We start from the raw sequence: 21,388 nt of genomic DNA, 5'->3' as shown, positions 1-21,388 counted from the left end.
ACTTGATCGTAAAACGTGGGGACGTTTTTTTTGCAGATTTATCACCAGTAGTCGGGTCTGAACAAGGTGGAACTAGGCCCGTACTGGTGATACAAAATGATATCGGAAATCGGTTTAGTCCGACTGTAATTGTGGCAGCGATTACCGCTCAGATACAAAAAGCGAAATTGCCGACACATGTAGAAATCGATGCAAAAGAGTATGATTTTGAACGTGATTCAGTTATATTATTAGAACAGTTACGAACTATTGATAAGTCAAGGCTTACGGATAAAATCACACACTTAGATGAAGATGTGATGGAAGAAGTCGATCATGCACTAGGCATCAGCTTAGGAATCGTAAAATTTTAAATACATAGACAAAACGCAATGTGTAGCCGACAAATACGCATTGTGTTTTTTTGTTTCTAGATTTATTCCATTTATTCTTCATCTAAATATTTTAATCCATTTAATGTTAAATGGATTTCCCCAAAATATATGTTACTGTATTCTGCATAACGGGTAGAATCATTGTTGAAGATATAATAGTGTTTCTCTATCAACTAAATGTGAAAAAGAATCTTTCGGAAATTATAAAAGATGTAAATTTCTTTAAGATTCGTTACAATATAATTACCATTAATTTTGTGAGGAGTTGGGTATACCCAAATGAACAAACAAATAGCTACGTACATTCACGATGACATCGATGAAATATTAGAAAAATGGAAAGAGAAAATGGAAGATGAAAAAGACGATCGTTTTTTTCAAATAATGTCAGAACAAGTAATTGATCATACTGCTCGTGAATTTGGGGAGTTAATGATTTCAAGTCTTACAGAGGATCATGAAACTTATACTGGAAAGCTAAATGACTTTTCTGTTCAAATTGTTCGTTACGGCTGGTCCATATCCTTTGTGTTAAAAGCATTAAATAACTTTACAGAGGTTATTTACGAAAATATGGAAATTGCAGGACACTTAAATGAAAGTAATTACAAATCTTACCGTACTATTTTAAATAACTGGTTAACACCTGTTACTCATACGATCGTTGAAGCCTACGCGAAAGTATGGGAAAAGACAGTGAATCTACAAAAAATTGCTTTACAAGAGCTTTCAGCATCCCTTATCCCTGTTTTTGAGAAAATATCTGTAATGCCTTTAGTCGGAACAATTGACACGGAACGTGCAAAGCTTATAATGGAAAACTTACTGCAAGGTGTAGTGAAACACCGTGCAGAGGTTGTATTGTTAGATATAACTGGAGTTCCTGTAGTTGATACAATGGTCGCTCATCATATTATTCAAGCAGCTGATGCAGTTCGCCTTGTTGGAGCTAAATGTTTCTTAGTAGGTATTCGTCCAGAAATTGCACAAACAATCGTTACACTTGGCATTAATCTTAATGACTTTACGACAACTAGTACGTTACAACGTGGAGTTGAACAGGCGTTAGCACTAACAAATCGAGCGATAGTAGAGGTGAACTCATAATGATGACGAGAATTCCAATCTTAAAGTTAAGAGATTGTTTAATTGTATCTATTCAATGGGAACTGGACGATCAGACAGCATTAGCATTTCAAGAGGATTTATTGGACAAGCTTCATACCACTGCTGCTAGAGGAGTAGTTTTGGATTTAACGCCAATAGACTTTATTGATTCGTTTATCGCTAAAGTTTTAGGAGACGTTATCAATATGTCAGGCTTAATGGGAGCTAAGGTAGTAATAACAGGAATACAGCCAGCTGTTGCTATAACATTAATTGAGCTAGGAATAAGACTTGAAAATGTAGCAACAGCTTTAGACTTAGAAAATGGATTGGAAAAACTTGAACGAGAATTGGAGGACTAATCCATTATGAATATGAAGTCTTCTGTTGACATAATAAGTGAGTGGGATATAGTTGCTGCTAGGCAGCTTGGAAGAAACGAAGCAAAAGATGCTGGTTTTGGCACAGTAGACCAAGCTAGAATTACAACTGCTATTAGCGAGCTCGCTAGAAATATATATTTATATGCAGGAAAAGGTAATATAGAAATAAAACAGATTGTAGAAGGAAATCTCAAAGGCATTTTGGTTATAGCTTCTGACGAAGGGCCAGGTATTTCTGATGTCCGTAAAGTAATGGAAGACGGATATACTACATCTGGAGGCCTAGGAGCAGGATTGCCAGGGGTAAAGCGTCTAATGGACGACTTTAAAATTGAGACTGTAGTCGGAGATGGTACAACAATCATTGCCACAAAGTGGTTGAGATAGGGGGTAAAATAAGTGCCTCAAGAGTTTAAAAAGCAGTATAAGGAAATTTTAAAACAGTATACATTAAGTCAAACAGAGCATAATTTATATGAAGGTCAAAACGTTAGTAGACAGCTTATTCAAAAAAGCATCTCTCCGGAGGAAGTTATCAGTATACATAAAGCCTCTCTTGAAGAGATTATACCAGGCTTACCGGAGGAAGTTTTACACTCGTTTGATTTTTTAATTGAAGTGATGATTAGATATGGCTTAGCTTTAAAAGAGCACCAAACCCTAATTGAGAAACAACAAAATTTTAAAATGGAAATGGATTTGGCTACAAATGTCCAACAAACATTGCTAAAAACTAAAATTCCAAATATGAATGGCTTAGACATTGGGATTATTTCTGTTCCTGCTAAAGAGATGAACGGCGATTACACTCACTTTTTGAGCAACGAGAATGCAATAGGAATAGCTGTTGCTGATGTTATAGGAAAAGGGATACCAGCGGCTCTATGCATGTCCATGATTAAATATGGGATGGATAGTTTAGATGGTCCAGAAACAGATCCCGTCGTAGTATTGGATATTATTAACCGAATTGTTGAGAAAAGTGTTAGTGATTCAATGTTTATATCCATGTTTTATGGCACATATGATTCAGCTTTAAGTGAATTCACTTATGCTTCAGCTGGGCACGAGCCACCTCTTTTTTATTGTGCTAAATCAGGCGAGTTTAAAGAACTTCAGGCAAAAGGTCTGTTGCTAGGGGTTATTCCTAATGTAAGATATGAGCAACATTCAATAGTTCTTGAAAAAGATGACTTTATCGTGATGATGACTGACGGAGTAACCGAATGTCGTTCAAAGGAAGGCTTTATCGACCAAAAAATAATCCTGAGTATTATAGAAAGCGTTAAGGATAAACCAGCTCAAGAAATGGTTGAGTATGTATTCCATAAGCTAGAAGAATTGCAGGAATTTGAACAGCGTGATGATTTTACTCTTGTCATTTTCAAAAAATCACTGTGAACATGTTTAGCGTTGGCTCAAACGTGGTATAGATACACTATATATAGCGAAAACGGGGGATAATTGATAATGAATATATCAGTAGAATTATACGAAGAAGATAAACGCGTCAAAGGAATTATAAAAGGTGAAATTGATGCTTTTACAGCACCTCTTTTAAGAGAAAAGCTATCAGAAATTAATTTAAAGGAAAACTTACGTGTAGAGTTAGACTTAACAGACGTAACTTACATGGATAGTACTGGTTTAGGCGTATTCGTAGGATTTTATAAAAGTGCTAAAGAGTCCAACGTTCACATGGAATTAACAGGGCTATCATCTCGACTAAAACGATTGTTCGACATAACCGGTTTAGGAGATATCATGGACATCCAAGCGAGCGAAGAGGTGAAAATAGATGAAACCGTTTGATTATGTTGAGATTCGTTTACCAGCAAAGCCTCAATATGTTAGTGTAGCACGTCTTACAATTTCTGGATTAGCGAATCGTATGGGCTTTTCTTATGATGATATTGAAGATTTAAAAATTGCAACAAGTGAAGCAATTACTAACGCAGTTCAACATGCTTACGCAGAGGATGAGGATGGCGAAGTAGTAATTGGCTGCGCTTTATATAATGACAAGATAGAAATTATGATTGCTGACCATGGGAAAAGTTTTAATTTTGAGGAAACAAAAGCGCAAGTGGGACCTTACCATGATTTGGAGGAGGGATCGTTCTTACGTGAAGGTGGCCTTGGCCTATATCTAATTGAAACTTTAATGGATGAGGTGAAGGTCCATCACCAAGAGGGTGTAACTGTATTTATGACGAAGCATGTCGGAGTAAAGCAGGTGGATGAAAATGTCGAACACATCTCTTCCTAAGGAGTCAAAAGAACAGATTCTAGAATGGATAAAAGAATATCAAAGCACAGAAAGCGAAGAGGCTCAAACCAATCTAGTATTAAACTACGAGCGTTTGGTTGAGTCTATTGCCCGTAAATATTCTAATGGTAAATCTCATCATGAGGATATAGTACAAGTAGGTATGCTTGGCCTTCTAGGAGCTATTAGAAGATATGATCCTTCATTCGGTAAGAACTTTGAGGCTTTTGCTATCCCAACTATAATTGGGGAGATTAAGCGGTTTCTAAGAGACAAAACATGGGCAGTACATGTACCAAGAAGAATTAAAGAATTAGGTCCGCGTATAAGATCAGCTGTTGAAGTGTTAACAACAGAATTTCAAAGATCTCCACTTGTGCCAGAAATCGCGGATTATCTTGATGTAGAGGTAGAGGATGTATTAGAGGCGATGGAGATGGGGAAAAGTTATCAAGCCTTATCTATGGACCATTCTTTAGAATCGGATGCAGATGGAAGTACTATTACATTATTTGATGTGATTGGCCAAACCGATGGAGAATTTGAAAAAACAGACCAGCGCTTACTTGTAGCCGAAGCTTTCAATGTTTTATCTGAAAGAGAAAAAGAAATTATTAAACTTACATACATGGAGCAACTGAGTCAGAAGGAAGCTGGAGATCGTCTTGGCATCTCTCAAATGCATGTATCAAGAATACAACGTAAGGCAATAAAAAAATTGCAAGAGGCAATATTATCGTCAGGTGGTTTAGTAAATTGATAAATTACTCAGATGAAAAAGTTGAGTTGCTAGTATTTCAGGAAGCAAAATCAGGAAATGCAGAATCTGGAGATACATACTATGTATCAAAGCATGAGGACTTTATGCTCTGTGCCATTGCTGATGGACTAGGTAACGGTCCTGTAGCAAAGGAATCTGCAGATGTTATACCTGCAATTTTAGAACAATACCCTGAGGAGACGCTGGATAATTTATTGTTGAAATGCAATGAGTTGATGGTTCAAAAACGAGGAGCAGCGGTTGCTCTTGTGAAAGTAGATTACAAAACACAAACTATCTCATATAGCTGTGTTGGCAATATCAAATTTTACATGTACCAGAGAGCAACAGGAAAGATGATATATCCTTTGCCAGTGATGGGCTACCTATCTGGAAGAAAGCAAAAAATTAATACCCAAACGTATGCCTGCGCAAAAGATGACCTATTTCTTCTTCACTCAGATGGAGTAGTGATGAATAGCCCGAAATCTACTATTAAGGAATCTGGCTCTGCAAAATGTTTGTACGAAACTGTATATAAGGAAATAGAGCATGGTGATGATGCCACGTTTATTGTAGGAAGCTTACTCTCATAATAGAAGGGTAAGTTTTTTTACTGTCTTCATTTAGGGGTAAGCGCTAAATATGTTAAAATAAAGGGTATATGGAAAGGGTGAATTTGTGTTGGAACTAAAGAAAATGCTTCAGCTTGTTTCTAAAGAAACTGGCATAAAAACTACGCAAGCCGAACAAGTAATAAAGCTTTTAGAAGAAGGAAACACCGTTCCTTTTATAGCTCGTTATCGTAAAGAACAAACAGGATCTTTAGATGAGGTCCAAATAAAAGCAGTAGAAGATCGGTATCAATATATACAACAGCTTGAACAACGCAAAGAGGAAGTACTGCGTTTAATAGATGAACAAGGAAAGCTGACGGAAGAGCTTACTACTTCCATACAAAATGCTACGGTGCTTCAGCGAGTAGAGGATTTATATCGACCTTATAAACAAAAGCGAAGAACAAAGGCGACAATAGCGAAGGAGAAAGGGCTTGAACCTTTAGCAGATGAACTATTAACCTTCCCTAAAGCATCTATCTATGATTTAGCACAAGCCTATATTAATGAAGAGCTAGAAGTATTGACGACGGAGGATGCACTCCAAGGGGCTCGTGACATTCTCGCAGAACAATTTGCTGATGATGCGAAAATACGCGAACAGATTCGAAATCTATCCCGTATGGACGGGAAAATTGTTACTGCGCTAAAGAAAGCAGAGCTTGATGAAAAAAATGTCTATGAAATGTACTATGAATATGATGAACCAGTGAAGAAAATTGTGCCTCACCGTATTCTTGCATTGAATCGTGGAGAAAAAGAGGATGTATTAAAAGTTGGTCTCCAGGTACCACTTGAAAAGATTTTAAGAGTAATGGAAACTCAATGGATTCCTAATAATATATCTAGCAGTGCTACAGAGCAGGTAAAGCAAGCAATCGAGGATTCCTATAAACGGTTAATACAGCCTTCAGTAGAAAGAGAAATCAGAGCAGAGCTGACTGAAAAAGCAGAAACACAAGCTATTCATATTTTCTCTGAGAATCTACGAAACTTATTGCTTCAGCCTCCGTTAAAGGGGAAAGTTGTTCTAGGAGTGGATCCTGCATACCGGACAGGTTGCAAACTAGCAGTTGTAGACGATACAGGTAAATTACTAGAGGTATCGGCTATTTATCCACATGCACCAAAAATGGATGTGGAAGGCTCGAAAAGAAAGGTACTTTCTTATCTTAAAAAATATCCAATTACTTTAATTGCAATAGGAAATGGTACAGCTTCTCGTGAAACAGAGCAATTTATAGTAGATTGCCTGAAAGAAGTAGAGGGTGAAGTAGCATATGTTATTGTCAACGAAGCAGGTGCTTCTGTTTATTCAGCTTCCGAAACAGCGCGAAATGAGTTTCCAGACCTTCAAGTGGAGCAACGAAGTGCAGTCTCTATTGCCAGAAGACTTCAAGATCCTTTAGCGGAGTTAGTAAAAATAGATCCAAAGGCAGTAGGGGTAGGGCAATACCAGCATGATGTTTCACAAAAAAAACTCTCGGAATCACTTTCTTTTATAGTAGAAACTGCTGTTAACCAGGTAGGGGTCAATGTAAACACAGCGTCAGCCTCCTTACTGCAATATGTTTCTGGTCTTTCTAAAACGGTTGCTGAAAATGTGGTGAATATGCGCAATGAACAAGGGCGCTTTACTTCAAGAGCTCAGCTTAAAAAAATTCCGCGTCTTGGAGCCAAAACATATGAGCAGGCAATTGGTTTCCTGCGTGTACCAGATGCAAAAAATCCTTTTGATGCAACAGGAATTCACCCAGAAAGCTATAAGGCAGCTGAACAGGTCCTAGAAATTGTAGGATTGAAGAAAGGCCAAATAGGTTCTAAGGTAGCAGAAGAAGCATTAAATAACATTTCTATAGAAGAAACTAGTAAGGAATTAGGAATCGGCGAAATTACTTTGAAGGATATTTTAGATGCACTTATTAAGCCTGCACGTGATCCACGCGAAGCTTTCCCACAGCCTATACTAAAGAAAGATGTCTTGAAGTTAGAGGATTTAAAGGCTGGAATGGAGCTTCAAGGAACTGTTCGTAACGTAGTAGACTTTGGAGCCTTTGTAGATATTGGTGTTAAACAGGACGGACTTGTACATATATCCAAGCTTAAAAAAGGATTTGTAAAACATCCCCTAGATGTAGTTTCCCTTGGAGATATCGTTACAGTTTGGGTAGAACAGTTCGATGCTAACAAAGGTAGAATCGCATTAACTATGCTTCCGCCGGAACAACAAGTGTAATAATAAGAGTGTCCAATGATGAGAATCATTGGACAAACTCTTTTATTTAGGAGAGGTAATATGACAGATGAACAATTGAGTGAATTAGTAAGTAAAATCTCAAAAGAGATTTTTGGGAAAGAATTTCGACATAAAGCCTGTTTTAATAAAAGACTCCGCAGTACTGGAGGCAGGTATATGTTAAGAACTCATATAATTGAAATAAACCCTCTTGTTCTAGAAAAGCATGGAATGAAAGAATTGATAGGAGTGATCAAGCATGAGTTATGTCATTATCATTTACATATAGAAGGAAAAGGCTACAAACATCGAGATGCAGATTTTCGCCAGCTTCTAAAACAAACAGATTCCCCCAGATTTTGTTCCACTTTAGTAGAGCCTAAAAGGCAACCACGTACTAAAGTTTACATGTATAAATGCTCAAAATGTGGGTTGTTATATAGACGGAAAATTCGAGTAAATACTCACAAATTCAAGTGTGGCAAGTGTTTTGGCGACTTAGTTTTAAGCTCTTCAAAAAAAATATAAGAAATTTGATGAAAAGTGTTGACGTTTGTCCAAACCCTCTCTATAATAGAAAAAGTCGAGTAAAACAAAACGACAAAAATTATTCCGAAGTAGCTCAGTGGTAGAGCAATCGGCTGTTAACCGATCGGTCGTAGGTTCGAGTCCTACCTTCGGAGCCATATAACTTACATAGGCCCCTTGGTCAAGCGGTTAAGACACCGCCCTTTCACGGCGGTAACACGGGTTCGAATCCCGTAGGGGTCACCATTTAAATTTAATAAAACATACATAGGTCCCGTGGTGTAGCGGTTAACATGCCTGCCTGTCACGCAGGAGATCGCCGGTTCGATCCCGGTCGGGACCGCCATGTTGGGGTATAGCCAAGCGGTAAGGCAACGGATTTTGATTCCGTCATGCCCTGGTTCGAATCCAGGTACCCCAGCCATTTAGTTTCGTGAGCCATTAGCTCAGTTGGTAGAGCATCTGACTTTTAATCAGAGGGTCGAAGGTTCGAGTCCTTCATGGCTCATCATTATTACAATAATTGTTGACAGACTCTTGCGAGTGAGTTATAATAGAGTTCGTCCCATTTTATAACTAAGCGGTCGTGGCGGAACGGCAGACGCGCTAGGTTGAGGGCCTAGTGGGGGATAACCCCGTGGAGGTTCAAGTCCTCTCGGCCGCACCAAGCAATGTCTCTTACTAAGCGCCCGTAGCTCAATTGGATAGAGCGTCTGACTACGGATCAGAAGGTTGTGGGTTCGACTCCTGCCGGGCGCGCCAATAAAACAATTATTTAATAAATTATATATGCGGGTGTAGTTTAGTGGTAAAACCTCAGCCTTCCAAGCTGATGATGAGAGTTCGATTCTCTTCACCCGCTCCAATTTAACTATAGCAAAACATGAACATTGAAAACTGAACATGCAAAACGTTAAGACATATAGCATCAAACAACTTAAGTTGTATTGACGCAAAACAATTTTTGACATCATTTAATGATGATGCCAGCAAAACAAAATGAGCTTTTTAAGTTCTCTATTATGGAGAGTTTGATCCTGGCTCAGGACGAACGCTGGCGGCGTGCCTAATACATGCAAGTCGAGCGAATGATGAAGAAGCTTGCTTCTTCTGATTTAGCGGCGGACGGGTGAGTAACACGTGGGCAACCTGCCCTGTAGATTGGGATAACTCCGGGAAACCGGGGCTAATACCGAATAATCCATTACCTCACATGAGGAAATGTTAAAAGACGGTCTCGGCTGTCACTACAGGATGGGCCCGCGGCGCATTAGCTAGTTGGTGAGGTAACGGCTCACCAAGGCGACGATGCGTAGCCGACCTGAGAGGGTGATCGGCCACACTGGGACTGAGACACGGCCCAGACTCCTACGGGAGGCAGCAGTAGGGAATCTTCCACAATGGACGAAAGTCTGATGGAGCAACGCCGCGTGAGTGAAGAAGGTTTTCGGATCGTAAAACTCTGTTGTGAGGGAAGAACAAGTACGAGAGTAACTGCTCGTACCTTGACGGTACCTCATTAGAAAGCCACGGCTAACTACGTGCCAGCAGCCGCGGTAATACGTAGGTGGCAAGCGTTGTCCGGAATTATTGGGCGTAAAGCGCGCGCAGGCGGTCCTTTAAGTCTGATGTGAAAGCCCACGGCTCAACCGTGGAGGGTCATTGGAAACTGGGGGACTTGAGTGCAGAAGAGGAAAGCGGAATTCCAAGTGTAGCGGTGAAATGCGTAGAGATTTGGAGGAACACCAGTGGCGAAGGCGGCTTTCTGGTCTGTAACTGACGCTGAGGCGCGAAAGCGTGGGGAGCAAACAGGATTAGATACCCTGGTAGTCCACGCCGTAAACGATGAGTGCTAAGTGTTAGGGGGTTTCCGCCCCTTAGTGCTGCAGCTAACGCATTAAGCACTCCGCCTGGGGAGTACGGTCGCAAGACTGAAACTCAAAGGAATTGACGGGGGCCCGCACAAGCGGTGGAGCATGTGGTTTAATTCGAAGCAACGCGAAGAACCTTACCAGGTCTTGACATCCCGCTGACCGGCCTAGAGATAGGCTTTTCCCTTCGGGGACAGCGGTGACAGGTGGTGCATGGTTGTCGTCAGCTCGTGTCGTGAGATGTTGGGTTAAGTCCCGCAACGAGCGCAACCCTTGATCTTAGTTGCCAGCATTCAGTTGGGCACTCTAAGGTGACTGCCGGTGATAAACCGGAGGAAGGTGGGGATGACGTCAAATCATCATGCCCCTTATGACCTGGGCTACACACGTGCTACAATGGACGGTACAGAGGGTCGCAACCCCGCGAGGGTGAGCTAATCCCATAAAACCGTTCTCAGTTCGGATTGTAGGCTGCAACTCGCCTACATGAAGCCGGAATCGCTAGTAATCGTGGATCAGCATGCCACGGTGAATACGTTCCCGGGCCTTGTACACACCGCCCGTCACACCACGAGAGTTTGTAACACCCGAAGTCGGTGGGGTAACCCTTTTGGGAGCCAGCCGCCGAAGGTGGGACAGATGATTGGGGTGAAGTCGTAACAAGGTAGCCGTATCGGAAGGTGCGGCTGGATCACCTCCTTTCTAAGGATATATTCGGAATACAGATCTTTATCTGTATCTTAACGTTTTGCAGTTCAGTTTTGAGTGTTCATTTTTATGATGAGCATTTAAATTGTTCTTTGAAAACTGGATAAAACGACATCAAAAAAGAAACAAACGCAAGATATTCAAATTGTGATCACTTACGTGATTGCAAGTGTAGTACTTTTAACTTTTAGGTTAAGTTAATAAGGGCGCACGGTGGATGCCTTGGCACTAGGAGTCGACGAAGGACGGCACTAACACCGATATGCTTCGGGGAGCTGTAAGTGAGCTTCGATCCGGAGATTTCCGAATGGGGAAACCCACTGCCCGTAATGGGGCAGTACATTTGCGTGAATACATAGCGCATCTGAGACACACCCAGGGAACTGAAACATCTAAGTACCTGGAGGAAGAGAAAGAAAATTCGATTCCCTGAGTAGCGGCGAGCGAAACGGGAAGAGCCCAAACCAAGAGGCTTGCCTCTTGGGGTTGTAGGACACTCTATACGGAGTTACAAAAGAATGAGTTAGATGAAGCGACCTGGAAAGGTCCGCAGGATAGGGTAAAAGCCCCGTAGTCCAAAATTCATTCCCTCCAGAGTGTATCCTGAGTACGGCGGAACACGTGAAATTCCGTCGGAATCCGGGAGGACCATCTCCCAAGGCTAAATACTACCTAGTGACCGATAGTGAACCAGTACCGTGAGGGAAAGGTGAAAAGCACCCCGGAAGGGGAGTGAAATAGACCCTGAAACCGTGTGCCTACAAATAGTCAAAGCCCGTTAACGGGTGATGGCGTGCCTTTTGTAGAATGAACCGGCGAGTTACGATTACATGCGAGGTTAAGTTGAGAAGACGGAGCCGCAGCGAAAGCGAGTCTGAATAGGGCGAATGAGTATGTGGTCGTAGACCCGAAACCAGGTGATCTACCCATGTCCAGGATGAAGGTAAGGTAACACTTACTGGAGGTCCGAACCCACGCACGTTGAAAAGTGCGGGGATGAGGTGTGGGTAGCGGAGAAATTCCAATCGAACCTGGAGATAGCTGGTTCTCTCCGAAATAGCTTTAGGGCTAGCCTCAAACGTTAGAATCTTGGAGGTAGAGCACTGTTTGGACTAGGGGCCCATCCCGGGTTACCGAATTCAGACAAACTCCGAATGCCAATGATTTATGTTTGGGAGTCAGACTGCGAGTGATAAGATCCGTAGTCAAGAGGGAAACAGCCCAGACCACCAGCTAAGGTCCCAAAGTATTTGTTAAGTGGAAAAGGATGTGGCGTTGCTTAGACAACCAGGATGTTGGCTTAGAAGCAGCCATCATTTAAAGAGTGCGTAATAGCTCACTGGTCGAGTGACGCTGCGCCGAAAATGTATCGGGGCTAAACAAATCACCGAAGCTGTGGATTGATACCTTTGGTATCAGTGGTAGGAGAGCGTTCTAAGGGCGTTGAAGTCAGACCGGAAGGACTGGTGGAGCGCTTAGAAGTGAGAATGCCGGTATGAGTAGCGAAAGATGGGTGAGAATCCCATCCACCGTATGACTAAGGTTTCCTGAGGAAGGCTCGTCCGCTCAGGGTTAGTCGGGACCTAAGTCGAGGCCGATAGGCGTAGACGATGGACAACAGGTTGATATTCCTGTACCACCACCCCACCGTTTGAGTGATGGGGGGACGCAGTAGGATAGGGTAAGCGTGCTGTTGGTTATGCACGTCCAAGCAGTGAGGTGTGAGTGTAGGCAAATCCGCACTCTGTAACATTGAGCTGTGATGGCGAGGACTTAGTCCGAAGTTCCTGATTTCACACTGCCAAGAAAAGCCTCTAACGAGGTGGGAGGTGCCCGTACCGCAAACCGACACAGGTAGTCGAGGAGAGAATCCTAAGGTGAGCGAGAGAACTCTCGTTAAGGAACTCGGCAAAATGACCCCGTAACTTCGGGAGAAGGGGTGCTCTTTTGGGTGTATAGCCTAGAAGAGCCGCAGTGAATAGGCCCAGGCGACTGTTTAGCAAAAACACAGGTCTCTGCAAAACCGTAAGGTGAAGTATAGGGGCTGACGCCTGCCCGGTGCTGGAAGGTTAAGAGGAGTGCTTAGCGCAAGCGAAGGTGCGAATTGAAGCCCCAGTAAACGGCGGCCGTAACTATAACGGTCCTAAGGTAGCGAAATTCCTTGTCGGGTAAGTTCCGACCCGCACGAAAGGCGTAACGATCTGGGCACTGTCTCAACGAGAGACTCGGTGAAATTATAGTACCTGTGAAGATGCAGGTTACCCGCGACAGGACGGAAAGACCCCGTGGAGCTTTACTGTAGCTTGATATTGAATTTTGGTGCAACTTGTACAGGATAGGTAGGAGCCTTAGAGCCCGGAGCGCCAGCTTCGGAGGAGGCGTCGGTGGGATACTACCCTGGTTGTATTGAAATTCTAACCCATACCCGTAACCCGGGTAGGAGACAGTGTCAGGCGGGCAGTTTGACTGGGGCGGTCGCCTCCTAAAGTGTAACGGAGGCGCCCAAAGGTTCCCTCAGAATGGTTGGAAATCATTCGAAGAGTGTAAAGGCAGAAGGGAGCTTGACTGCGAGACCTACAAGTCGAGCAGGGTCGAAAGACGGGCTTAGTGATCCGGTGGTTCCGCATGGAAGGGCCATCGCTCAACGGATAAAAGCTACCCCGGGGATAACAGGCTTATCTCCCCCAAGAGTCCACATCGACGGGGAGGTTTGGCACCTCGATGTCGGCTCATCGCATCCTGGGGCTGTAGTCGGTCCCAAGGGTTGGGCTGTTCGCCCATTAAAGCGGTACGCGAGCTGGGTTCAGAACGTCGTGAGACAGTTCGGTCCCTATCCGTCGTGGGCGTAGGAAATTTGAGAGGAGCTGTCCTTAGTACGAGAGGACCGGGATGGACACACCGCTGGTGTACCAGTTGTTCTGCCAAGGGCATCGCTGGGTAGCTATGTGTGGACGGGATAAGTGCTGAAAGCATCTAAGCACGAAGCCCCCCTCAAGATGAGATTTCCCATTACGCAAGTAAGTAAGATCCCTCAAAGACGATGAGGTAGATAGGTTCGGGGTGGAAGCGTGGCGACACGTGCAGCTGACGAATACTAATCGATCGAGGACTTAACCAAATTGTTTGTTTCCATTAATGATGTCTTTTATCCAGTTTTGAGTGAACAACTCAGTAGGGTTTCAAAACACAAGTAGTGCTAGGAAACGAGTGAGCGAAGGAAGGAACGTACTTACGTACGTGACTGACTGAACGAGCGAAGTTGACAACGCAATGCGCAGTGGATTGAAAGCCGACAAGTCTAGTGATGATGGCGAAGAGGTCACACCCGTTCCCATACCGAACACGGAAGTTAAGCTCTTCAGCGCCGATGGTAGTTGGGGGTCTCCCCCTGCAAGAGTAGGACGTCGCTGGGCACTATAGGAAGTCGTTACCGAGAAATCGGTGACGGCTTTTTTGTTTGTTCTATAAAGAAATTAGAAATACCGAAGGCACCTAACCATTTCTAACTAAGCAAGTGTGCGAGAAAGCAGAGGGGCAAAGAGTTCGAGGAAGCAAGGAAGAGAGGCTCGGAGCGTATAGCATACGCGAGAACCGATCGACTGCGGCTGACGAAGAAATCTGCCGTCCATCTGGTTTCGCAGCCGAGCCGATGGTAGTTGGAGGTTACCCCTGCAAGAGTAGGACGTCGCTGGGCACTATAGGAAGTCGTTACCGAGAAATCGGTGACGGCTTTTTTGTTTGTTATTATTAAAGAAGTAAAGTCGAAAGTAAGCTTCTCTTCCAAAGAAGGAATGTCCATGATGCTATTGTTTCTCCAATGCTAAATTAAATGAAATCTTTATAAGCGCATCTTTCGTCATCATTTTAAGAGGGGTATTTATTATGTCGAACAAAATTATCGATTATTTCCTTGAAATGACATTTCCCGGGAAATAGGAACGAAATATGACAGAAAGAAAATAATTTAATCCTTTAAGTAAAAGCGTATCTGATTTAGTATTATTTTAGGCATAAATTTAATTGGAATAATATGTTTGCAAAAAATCAAATTGAAAGGATTTGACGAGGATAGAGTAACTGATAAGAAGAGGAAATATTGAACGGTCATAAAATAATTTATCCGGTCAGAAAAAAATCTATCCGGTTATAAAATGACTCTATCCGGTCATAAATTTTTCTATCCGGTCATAAATCTCCACGAACGGTCATAAATCCAGAGATTCTTCCTAACTGCCGTTATTTTATGTCTATAATTTACCTTTCCAACGAAAAATCCGCAAAAAATATCAAAACATCCTAACTTCTACCATATAAACTGTAATTAATAGGAGGTGCATGAGCGAATGAATATAATTCAACAAACAATTAACTGGTTGGAAAATAAATTAGAGGAACCAGTTCGTAACGAGGAAGTAGTACAAGTTACTGGCTATTCTTTTTATCATTTTCATCGATTGTTTCAGCAAAAGGTTGGAATGTCGTTACATGAATATGTTCGTAACAGAAGACTTACGATAGCAGCACAGCGATTGATTTATACAAATGAACGTATTCTAGACATTGCGTTTACTTACCAATTTGAGTCGCAGGAAGCATTTACGAGAGCCTTTCGTAAGGCCCATGGGTTGCCGCCAGGGAAGTATAGAATGCTCATGCGTACCTTACTAGAAAATTCAAAGGAGGTAGAGGTTATGAAAGGTTGGTTTATAAGTGGTACGAACCCACAGAGCTATGAAATGGGTAGAGATTTTCAAGAGGTGCATAAGGGAAATGCTTCAGGCTATTTGCGTTCTGTAATGGCTACAAAAGATGAAGAATTCGGCACTGTCATGCAACAGTTTCAGGCAAGTAAATACTGCGGTAAACGATTAAAGCTATCTTGTTTTATAAAGTCTATGAATATAGATGGGTTTGCTGGTCTTTGGATGCGGATTGACGCCAAGGACGGCGACACACTTCAATTTGATAATATGAGCAATCGTCCTATTAAAGGGACCACTGGATGGAATCATTATAGCGTTGTACTAGATGTACCTCCAAATGCAGGAGTGATTTACTTCGGTGTTTTATTGCAAGGCTCAGGGAGTATATGGATGGACGAGTTTGCTTTTGAAGAAGTGGATGATAAAACTCCTACAACAAACTTAAATACTCCTGATAGTATGCCGGCTGAACCAGTTAATTTAAATTTTGATCTGGAGTTAGAGTAGACAAATGAATATCAGGGGTACCTTTTTATAAGGTCGTTTTTCTACTCATTATAACCTTTATGTTTTTTTCGGAAATACATTCTTTCAAATCAAATTAAAAACCACATCTTAAAGGTGTGGTTTTTTATTGCCTAAATTTTATAGACAATTTCGTTTAATTATTATATACTACATTACAACACTAATGTACTAACTTCAATTGAGAGGGGATTTACCGCAATGATTTTAAATACGGATAGTGCAAAGCCCATCTATGTACAAATTGCGGAATGGCTAGAGAATGAAATAATAGCCGAGCGGTTTAAAAGTGACGAAAAGGTATATTCCCAATATCAGCTGGCAGAACTATTTAATATTAATCCTGCGACTGCAGCTAAGGGACTTACAATATTAGTAGAGGAAAATACGTTATATAAGAAAAGGGGACTTGGGATGTTTGTTGCGACAGAAGCCAAGACGATGATTCTAGATAAACGAAGAAATGAGACACTTACAAAAATGGTAACAGATCTGGTATTAGAAGCTAAAAGGTTGTCAGTGACAAAAGAGGAGTTAATTCAACTGATTCATAAATGCGGGGGGGAAAATTGATGAAGACAATTGAATGTCGAGAAGTCAAAAAAAAATATAGTAATATGAATGCTTTAGAGGATATAACCTTCGAGCTAAGTGATCAGAAAATTACAGGCCTTATCGGTCGCAATGGGGCAGGTAAAACAACATTATTGAAAATATTAACTGGTTTTATCATGCCTAGCTCAGGGGAAGTATGTGTCTTTGGGAGAAATCCCTATAATGACTTATTAGTATCTGCGAACAGTATATTAGTAGATGATCAGATGACTTTTCCAGACTCTCTGAATCTAGAAGAAATTTTAAACCTAGCACCAACCTTTTATAAAAAATGGGATGCTGAGCTTGCCAAACGCTTACTAAATTATTTTAAAATAAATCCAAAGCTTAAGTATTCTAATTTGTCCAAAGGGGCATCTGCTACATTTAATCTGATTTTTGGACTTTCTACGCACTGTGAGCTAACTATGCTGGATGAACCGATGAATGGGATGGATGAAGCAGTGAGGACTGATTTCTACCGAGCATTACTGAAGGATTATATAGCACATCCACGTTCCATCTTGATCTCTAGTCACCACTTAGCGGAAATAGAGCACTTGTTAGAGGATATTTTATTGGTTCATCAAGGGAAGGTAATATTACATCAATCACTTGATGAAATAAGAGATTATGCTGTGGGACTTCAATGGACGACAGCTGATTTAGATAAATGGACAGCAGGGGAAGAAATTTATTACTCAAAGCAGATTGATAGTGAGAGAAAATACGTAGTAGTGAAAAACACTTCTACCATTGAAAAGGCTTGTGCAGAAGGTGCTAGTATTCAGTCATTGTCGGCAAGCGATGTGTGCATGTACGTGACTAGTGATACTAAGGAGGGTATTGATGATGTTTTTAAGTAATGTCAGTTTAGCAAGCGTAGTGAAAGCACAGGTGAAATTTAAGCTACAGGCTTTTATTGGATCTTTTCTTTCATTAATATTCATCCAAGTGTTAGCACTGCTACTTACTAGTAGTACTGGAACGAGCGGAACCAGCTTTAATGGCACAGAAATCACTTTTAACATTTTTACACTTGATGGTGTCTTTGTATTTGTAGCAATATGGGCCGTATTTGTCGGGAATTTAATCACTACTAAGGCGTATCGTTATGATGATTTTTCGTTTGTCTCTACTCGACTAAGCAGTAATATAGCCAATATAATTGTACTGATGATTGTAAGTATAATTGCAGCGGTCACTACCTTTTTATCGACCTACCTGTTGCGTTTATACCAAGTAGTGTTTAGTAAAGTAGAGTTTATAAAAAGCCCAGGAATATTGAACGAGCCAGGGGAAACAGTCATGACTCTTCTTTTATTGTTCATCCTTATTTGGATGTTGACCTCTTTTGGGTACTTGCTTGGAGCATTAGTCCAAAAGCATAAGGGATTTATAATATTACTTCCTTTACTCTTTGTAGGGCTAGTGATTACCTCCTTGGGGCAAAATATTATACAATATTTCTTTATAGTAAATGGAGACTTGTGGAGCTTTATGCTAAAAGTACTTGGTGTAACTGTAATCTTCTTTATCATTTCACTTGTAGCCGCAAATAGATGGGAGGTAAGAGCATGAGTAGCATGTTTGTATTCCTAGTAGCCTTTCTCCCAATTGTTTTAATAATAGTAGTAGCTTTAATTTTAATACAACTGTTTAAAAAGCGTAAAAGGTCCTTCAATGGCTCCTTTAAGCTTAAGAAGTATATTATTTTTACTTATATTGTGATTCTCTTAATGGCAACGCTTGTTTTTGAGCTTATCCCAAGTAATCATTCAAATCTTCTAAAAAAGGAAGAGGTTCAAGATCTAGAAGCAGAAAATAAAGCATTAGAAGAAGCTTTAAAAAACTCTGAGACAAATAGTCTTACTGAAAAATTTCTGATTGAAGAGTGGACACAGGAATTAAGTGGAACGAATCTATCTATTGGATATGAAGGAATTGACACTTACTCGACTAGGTTTGTGGTGGAATGGACGGACTCTAGCGATCAAGTCGTAGAAGGTAAAGTTTATAGAACTAACACCCTTATATTTGGCATACCTATGGAAGAAAAAATACCTCTTCATATGATATATTGGTCTGGGAACCACCTAGTTTCGAAGGAGATAACGGGACAAAAAGTAGAATTTAATAAGTTTTCTAACAGTTTAACGATTCTCCCGGATGATAGTAATGAAGTGTTTTCGTATGAAAATGTAAGAGGCGTCACATATATTCACTTAAAGGTTCCGAAACATATAGAAATAGATGATCCATTAGGTTTGCAAATTTATTAATTAGGAGTGGAATAATTTGGGTTTATTTATAGGCATTGCACTATTATTAATCGTTTTAATCTCTTCTAGTACAATTGAAAAGAGATTAAAAAATATAGAGAGACAAAACGATCGCCTCATTGAAATTTTAGAAAAAATAAGTAATAAATAATAAGTGCCTGCTTAATGCAGGCGCTTTTTTTTATAGCCTCACATCAAATAAAAACTTGAGACGCCATAGTAATGCTTTAGATGGGAGAAGAGGGAATAGAAAGTCTCGAGCAGCGGCGATAGGACGTGAGGAAATTTGAGCAGTTTCCCCAATTTGTCTAGAGAGGCGAATTACTTTAGCTGTACGGGCTACTCGCTTCTTCTCATAATGTGCCAATACTTTATTTACATCTTTGAATTGTTTAAATCCGTTTCCTAGTACAATTGAGTCTTCGATTGCCTGTCCAGCGCCTTGTCCCATATTCGGTGTGGTTGCGTGGGCAGCATCTCCTAATAAGACAACTCGATCAAACACAAAATTTTGAAGAGGCTTAATATCGTAAATGTCATGATGGAGAAGATTTTCCGCAGGAGTAGTAGCAATAATATCGGATGCTACGCTAGGAAAATGAGTGAAGATAGTTGCCACTTCTTGAGGCTTTAGCTGTTGATAAGCAGGATTTCTAGGAGTGGTGTTAATACAAGCAAACCAATAAATAAGCCCGCCTCTCATTGGTGCCATGCCGAACCTGCCTCTTGTGGACCAAAGCTCTTTGGAAGTGTATTCTTCTACCCTTCCTTTGTTCTCTGTTATACCTCTCCAACAAGTATAGCCAGAATATCTGGGTGTGGTATTAGGTAAAAGCTGTTGGCGGATAGGAGAATTAATACCATCAGCTGCTATTAGAAGCTCTGCTTCAGCTGTAGATCCGTCTTCGAAAAAAGCTGTAATCCCATTTTCATCTTGTCGAATGTGAATGCATTTTTTATTATACTGAATGGTATTTGGTTTGAGAGCCTCTAAAAAGGTTCGGTGGAGGTCAGCACGGTGTATGGTGATATTCTCTTGTCCATACATTTTTTTTAGGACGGAGAAGTCGATGGTGTTTAACGTTTTTCCATGCACATCTTGAAAAACTTGTGTATGCAGCACGTAGCCGTTATTGAAAATTTCTTCTCCTACACCGATTCCCATTAGAGCCTGCAAAGCATTGGAGCCGATTCCTATTCCTGCTCCAACCGGTTGAAAGGCTTTAGCAGACTCAAAAACTTGTACTTCTTGACCTTGATTTTGGAGAGTCACTGCTGCACAAAGTCCTCCAATACCGCCACCAATTATGGAAATTTTCACGTTAACCATCCTCCTTAATAACATCTAGTCTAGCAGAAAATTTATGTTATGCTAATAAAAAGGGGAGGGAGAAACATGATTGCATTAGCAAAATATGAACCAAACTATCGAGAGGCATTGGACAATTACACATTGTCTGAGGAACACCTAGCCTTCACAGGTCATCCAATAGAAATGTTGAAAAAAAGTGAAACAAATCCTACCTACACTCCAATAGTTATATTAGAAGGGGAACAAGTAGCGGGCTTTTTTGTATTAGACATAGGAGATGACAAGCTACATTACACCGATATACCAGAAAGTATTTTACTAAGAGGATATTCCATTCATCCCAATTATCAAGGGAGAGGAATAGCTAAAGCCTCTATTAAGCTTCTGCCTTCATTTGTAAAAGAGCATTTCCCAGATATAAAGCAAATTGTGCTCGGGGTCAACGAAGCCAATAAGGCTGCCCAGGCTGTCTATTTAAAGAATGGATTTATAGATGAGGGGCGCAGATACTTAGGGCGTTCAGGATTTCAAATAGCTATGTGTCTTAAGGTAAATGAATTACTAGTACGTAAAGCTCAGCAAGGGGATGAGCAGGGGATAGTTGATGTATGTGTAGCTGCACAATGGAACACATATAATGATTTATATTCTAAGGAGTACATAGAAGGTGTTATTCAAAAGTTTTACACGGTAGAGAGAATCCAAAAGGAAATTGGGGAAACTAATCGTGATTGGAATGGATACTTTGTAGCGCTTCTCAACAATGAAATCGTTGGTGCAATTGGCGGTGGAGTAGATGATAAAGGAATTTCAGAGGTATATGTCCTTTACTTGGATCCAGAGAAAAGGAACAAAGGAATTGGAACAAGGCTGCTGAGCTATCTAACAGATGTTCAGCGAAGTAAATACGGTGCACATGAACAATGGGTGTCGGTAACGAAAGACAATATGCTTGGAATTCCTTTTTATGAGGCACGAGGATTTAAATTTCAGCATGAGCAGCAATCCTATGAGAGCAAGCCAGAGGATCAAGCCATTTCCTTAAGATATAAACGAAATATATAAATAGAAGAAAAGCATCTGGACCAGATGCTTTTTTATGTTTTAAAAATATATGCT

Annotated in this window: 19 protein-coding genes, 8 tRNA genes and 3 rRNA genes; 29 read left to right on the top strand and 1 reads right to left on the bottom strand. The window is 41.0% G+C overall.

Annotation, left to right across the window (positions count from 1 at the left end; genetic code table 11):
* Positions 1–2: 2 nt before the first annotated feature.
* From MKY94_RS18270 to MKY94_RS18135, 28 genes are all read left to right on the top strand, one after another.
* Positions 3–353: a type II toxin-antitoxin system PemK/MazF family toxin gene (locus MKY94_RS18270; RefSeq protein WP_151112496.1), complete on the top strand. Its 351-nt coding sequence runs from the start codon at positions 3–5 to the stop codon at positions 351–353.
* A gap of 300 nt (positions 354–653) precedes the next feature.
* Complete coding sequence (locus tag MKY94_RS18265; protein ID WP_151112498.1) at positions 654–1,481, top strand: STAS domain-containing protein; 828 nt, start codon at positions 654–656, stop codon at positions 1,479–1,481.
* On the top strand, positions 1,481–1,843 hold the full coding sequence (locus tag MKY94_RS18260; RefSeq protein ID WP_144539618.1) for an STAS domain-containing protein: 363 nt from the start codon (positions 1,481–1,483) through the stop codon (positions 1,841–1,843). The genes MKY94_RS18265 and MKY94_RS18260 overlap by 1 nt, the downstream gene beginning before the upstream one ends.
* A gap of 6 nt (positions 1,844–1,849) precedes the next feature.
* Entirely contained in the window at positions 1,850–2,251 is a 402-nt protein-coding gene (locus tag MKY94_RS18255) for an anti-sigma regulatory factor (protein ID WP_144539620.1), read from the top strand.
* 12 nt (positions 2,252–2,263) lie between these two features.
* On the top strand, positions 2,264–3,265 hold the full coding sequence (locus MKY94_RS18250; RefSeq protein ID WP_144539622.1) for a PP2C family protein-serine/threonine phosphatase: 1,002 nt from the start codon (positions 2,264–2,266) through the stop codon (positions 3,263–3,265).
* A 69-nt stretch (positions 3,266–3,334) separates the two neighbouring features.
* Positions 3,335–3,676 (top strand): STAS domain-containing protein, encoded by a 342-nt coding sequence (locus MKY94_RS18245; RefSeq protein ID WP_144539624.1) that lies wholly within the window; start codon positions 3,335–3,337, stop codon positions 3,674–3,676.
* Positions 3,663–4,133 (top strand): anti-sigma B factor RsbW, encoded by a 471-nt coding sequence (gene rsbW, locus MKY94_RS18240; protein ID WP_342577559.1) that lies wholly within the window; start codon positions 3,663–3,665, stop codon positions 4,131–4,133. Before MKY94_RS18245 ends, rsbW begins: the two co-directional genes overlap by 14 nt.
* Complete coding sequence (gene sigB, locus MKY94_RS18235; protein ID WP_144539628.1) at positions 4,111–4,893, top strand: RNA polymerase sigma factor SigB; 783 nt, start codon at positions 4,111–4,113, stop codon at positions 4,891–4,893. The genes rsbW and sigB overlap by 23 nt, the downstream gene beginning before the upstream one ends.
* Positions 4,890–5,489 carry a PP2C family serine/threonine-protein phosphatase gene (locus tag MKY94_RS18230; RefSeq protein WP_225216166.1) on the top strand — a complete coding sequence of 200 codons (600 nt, stop codon included), beginning with the start codon at positions 4,890–4,892 and terminating at the stop codon, positions 5,487–5,489. The genes sigB and MKY94_RS18230 overlap by 4 nt, the downstream gene beginning before the upstream one ends.
* An 88-nt stretch (positions 5,490–5,577) precedes the next feature.
* On the top strand, positions 5,578–7,746 hold the full coding sequence (locus MKY94_RS18225; protein ID WP_342577558.1) for a Tex family protein: 2,169 nt from the start codon (positions 5,578–5,580) through the stop codon (positions 7,744–7,746).
* A 60-nt stretch (positions 7,747–7,806) separates the two neighbouring features.
* The gene (locus MKY94_RS18220; protein WP_144539632.1) at positions 7,807–8,274 is read left to right on the top strand and encodes a SprT family protein; all 468 of its coding nucleotides are present in this window, start codon (positions 7,807–7,809) and stop codon (positions 8,272–8,274) included.
* Positions 8,275–8,357: 83 nt separating this feature from the next.
* A tRNA-Asn gene (locus MKY94_RS18215) sits at positions 8,358–8,432 on the top strand.
* 13 nt (positions 8,433–8,445) lie between these two features.
* Positions 8,446–8,520, top strand: a tRNA-Glu gene (locus MKY94_RS18210).
* A gap of 24 nt (positions 8,521–8,544) precedes the next feature.
* Positions 8,545–8,620 (top strand) — tRNA-Asp (locus tag MKY94_RS18205).
* Between the two features lie 3 nt (positions 8,621–8,623).
* Positions 8,624–8,698: transfer RNA gene (locus tag MKY94_RS18200), tRNA-Gln, on the top strand.
* 11 nt (positions 8,699–8,709) lie between these two features.
* A tRNA-Lys gene (locus tag MKY94_RS18195) sits at positions 8,710–8,782 on the top strand.
* Positions 8,783–8,854: 72 nt separating this feature from the next.
* Positions 8,855–8,941: transfer RNA gene (locus MKY94_RS18190), tRNA-Leu, on the top strand.
* Between the two features lie 18 nt (positions 8,942–8,959).
* Positions 8,960–9,036: transfer RNA gene (locus MKY94_RS18185), tRNA-Arg, on the top strand.
* Between the two features lie 29 nt (positions 9,037–9,065).
* Positions 9,066–9,139: transfer RNA gene (locus MKY94_RS18180), tRNA-Gly, on the top strand.
* A gap of 154 nt (positions 9,140–9,293) precedes the next feature.
* Positions 9,294–10,847 (top strand): 16S ribosomal RNA (locus MKY94_RS18175).
* Positions 10,848–11,043: 196 nt separating this feature from the next.
* Positions 11,044–13,971 (top strand): 23S ribosomal RNA (locus MKY94_RS18170).
* Between the two features lie 179 nt (positions 13,972–14,150).
* Positions 14,151–14,266, top strand: a 5S ribosomal RNA gene (rrf, locus tag MKY94_RS18165).
* Together the 16S, 23S and 5S rRNA genes with 8 tRNA genes alongside form the textbook arrangement of a ribosomal RNA operon.
* A 930-nt stretch (positions 14,267–15,196) precedes the next feature.
* Complete coding sequence (locus MKY94_RS18160; RefSeq protein ID WP_151112506.1) at positions 15,197–16,063, top strand: AraC family transcriptional regulator; 867 nt, start codon at positions 15,197–15,199, stop codon at positions 16,061–16,063.
* Between the two features lie 219 nt (positions 16,064–16,282).
* Positions 16,283–16,654 (top strand): GntR family transcriptional regulator, encoded by a 372-nt coding sequence (locus tag MKY94_RS18155; protein WP_144541653.1) that lies wholly within the window; start codon positions 16,283–16,285, stop codon positions 16,652–16,654.
* Entirely contained in the window at positions 16,654–17,541 is an 888-nt protein-coding gene (locus MKY94_RS18150) for an ABC transporter ATP-binding protein (protein ID WP_151112508.1), read from the top strand. The genes MKY94_RS18155 and MKY94_RS18150 overlap by 1 nt, the downstream gene beginning before the upstream one ends.
* Complete coding sequence (locus MKY94_RS18145) at positions 17,525–18,256, top strand: hypothetical protein (RefSeq protein WP_151112510.1); 732 nt, start codon at positions 17,525–17,527, stop codon at positions 18,254–18,256. Before MKY94_RS18150 ends, MKY94_RS18145 begins: the two co-directional genes overlap by 17 nt.
* Positions 18,253–18,957 carry a hypothetical protein gene (locus MKY94_RS18140; RefSeq protein ID WP_151112513.1) on the top strand — a complete coding sequence of 235 codons (705 nt, stop codon included), beginning with the start codon at positions 18,253–18,255 and terminating at the stop codon, positions 18,955–18,957. Before MKY94_RS18145 ends, MKY94_RS18140 begins: the two co-directional genes overlap by 4 nt.
* Positions 18,958–18,973: 16 nt before the next feature.
* Positions 18,974–19,108 carry a hypothetical protein gene (locus tag MKY94_RS18135; protein ID WP_255475362.1) on the top strand — a complete coding sequence of 45 codons (135 nt, stop codon included), beginning with the start codon at positions 18,974–18,976 and terminating at the stop codon, positions 19,106–19,108.
* A 30-nt stretch (positions 19,109–19,138) separates the two neighbouring features.
* On the opposite strand, the gene MKY94_RS18130 is transcribed toward MKY94_RS18135, so the two are convergent.
* Positions 19,139–20,278: an FAD-dependent monooxygenase gene (locus MKY94_RS18130; protein WP_340844940.1), complete on the bottom strand. Its 1,140-nt coding sequence runs from the start codon at positions 20,276–20,278 to the stop codon at positions 19,139–19,141.
* A gap of 75 nt (positions 20,279–20,353) precedes the next feature.
* On the opposite strand from MKY94_RS18130, the gene MKY94_RS18125 reads away from it, so the two are divergent.
* On the top strand, positions 20,354–21,334 hold the full coding sequence (locus tag MKY94_RS18125; protein WP_225216184.1) for a GNAT family N-acetyltransferase: 981 nt from the start codon (positions 20,354–20,356) through the stop codon (positions 21,332–21,334).
* Positions 21,335–21,388: the final 54 nt, after the last annotated feature.

The sequence above is a fragment of the Psychrobacillus sp. FSL K6-2843 genome (assembly GCF_038626375.1).
GTDB classification, from domain to species: Bacteria; Bacillota; Bacilli; order Bacillales_A; family Planococcaceae; genus Psychrobacillus; species Psychrobacillus faecigallinarum.
This window is presented reverse-complemented; position numbering and strand designations above follow the sequence as displayed.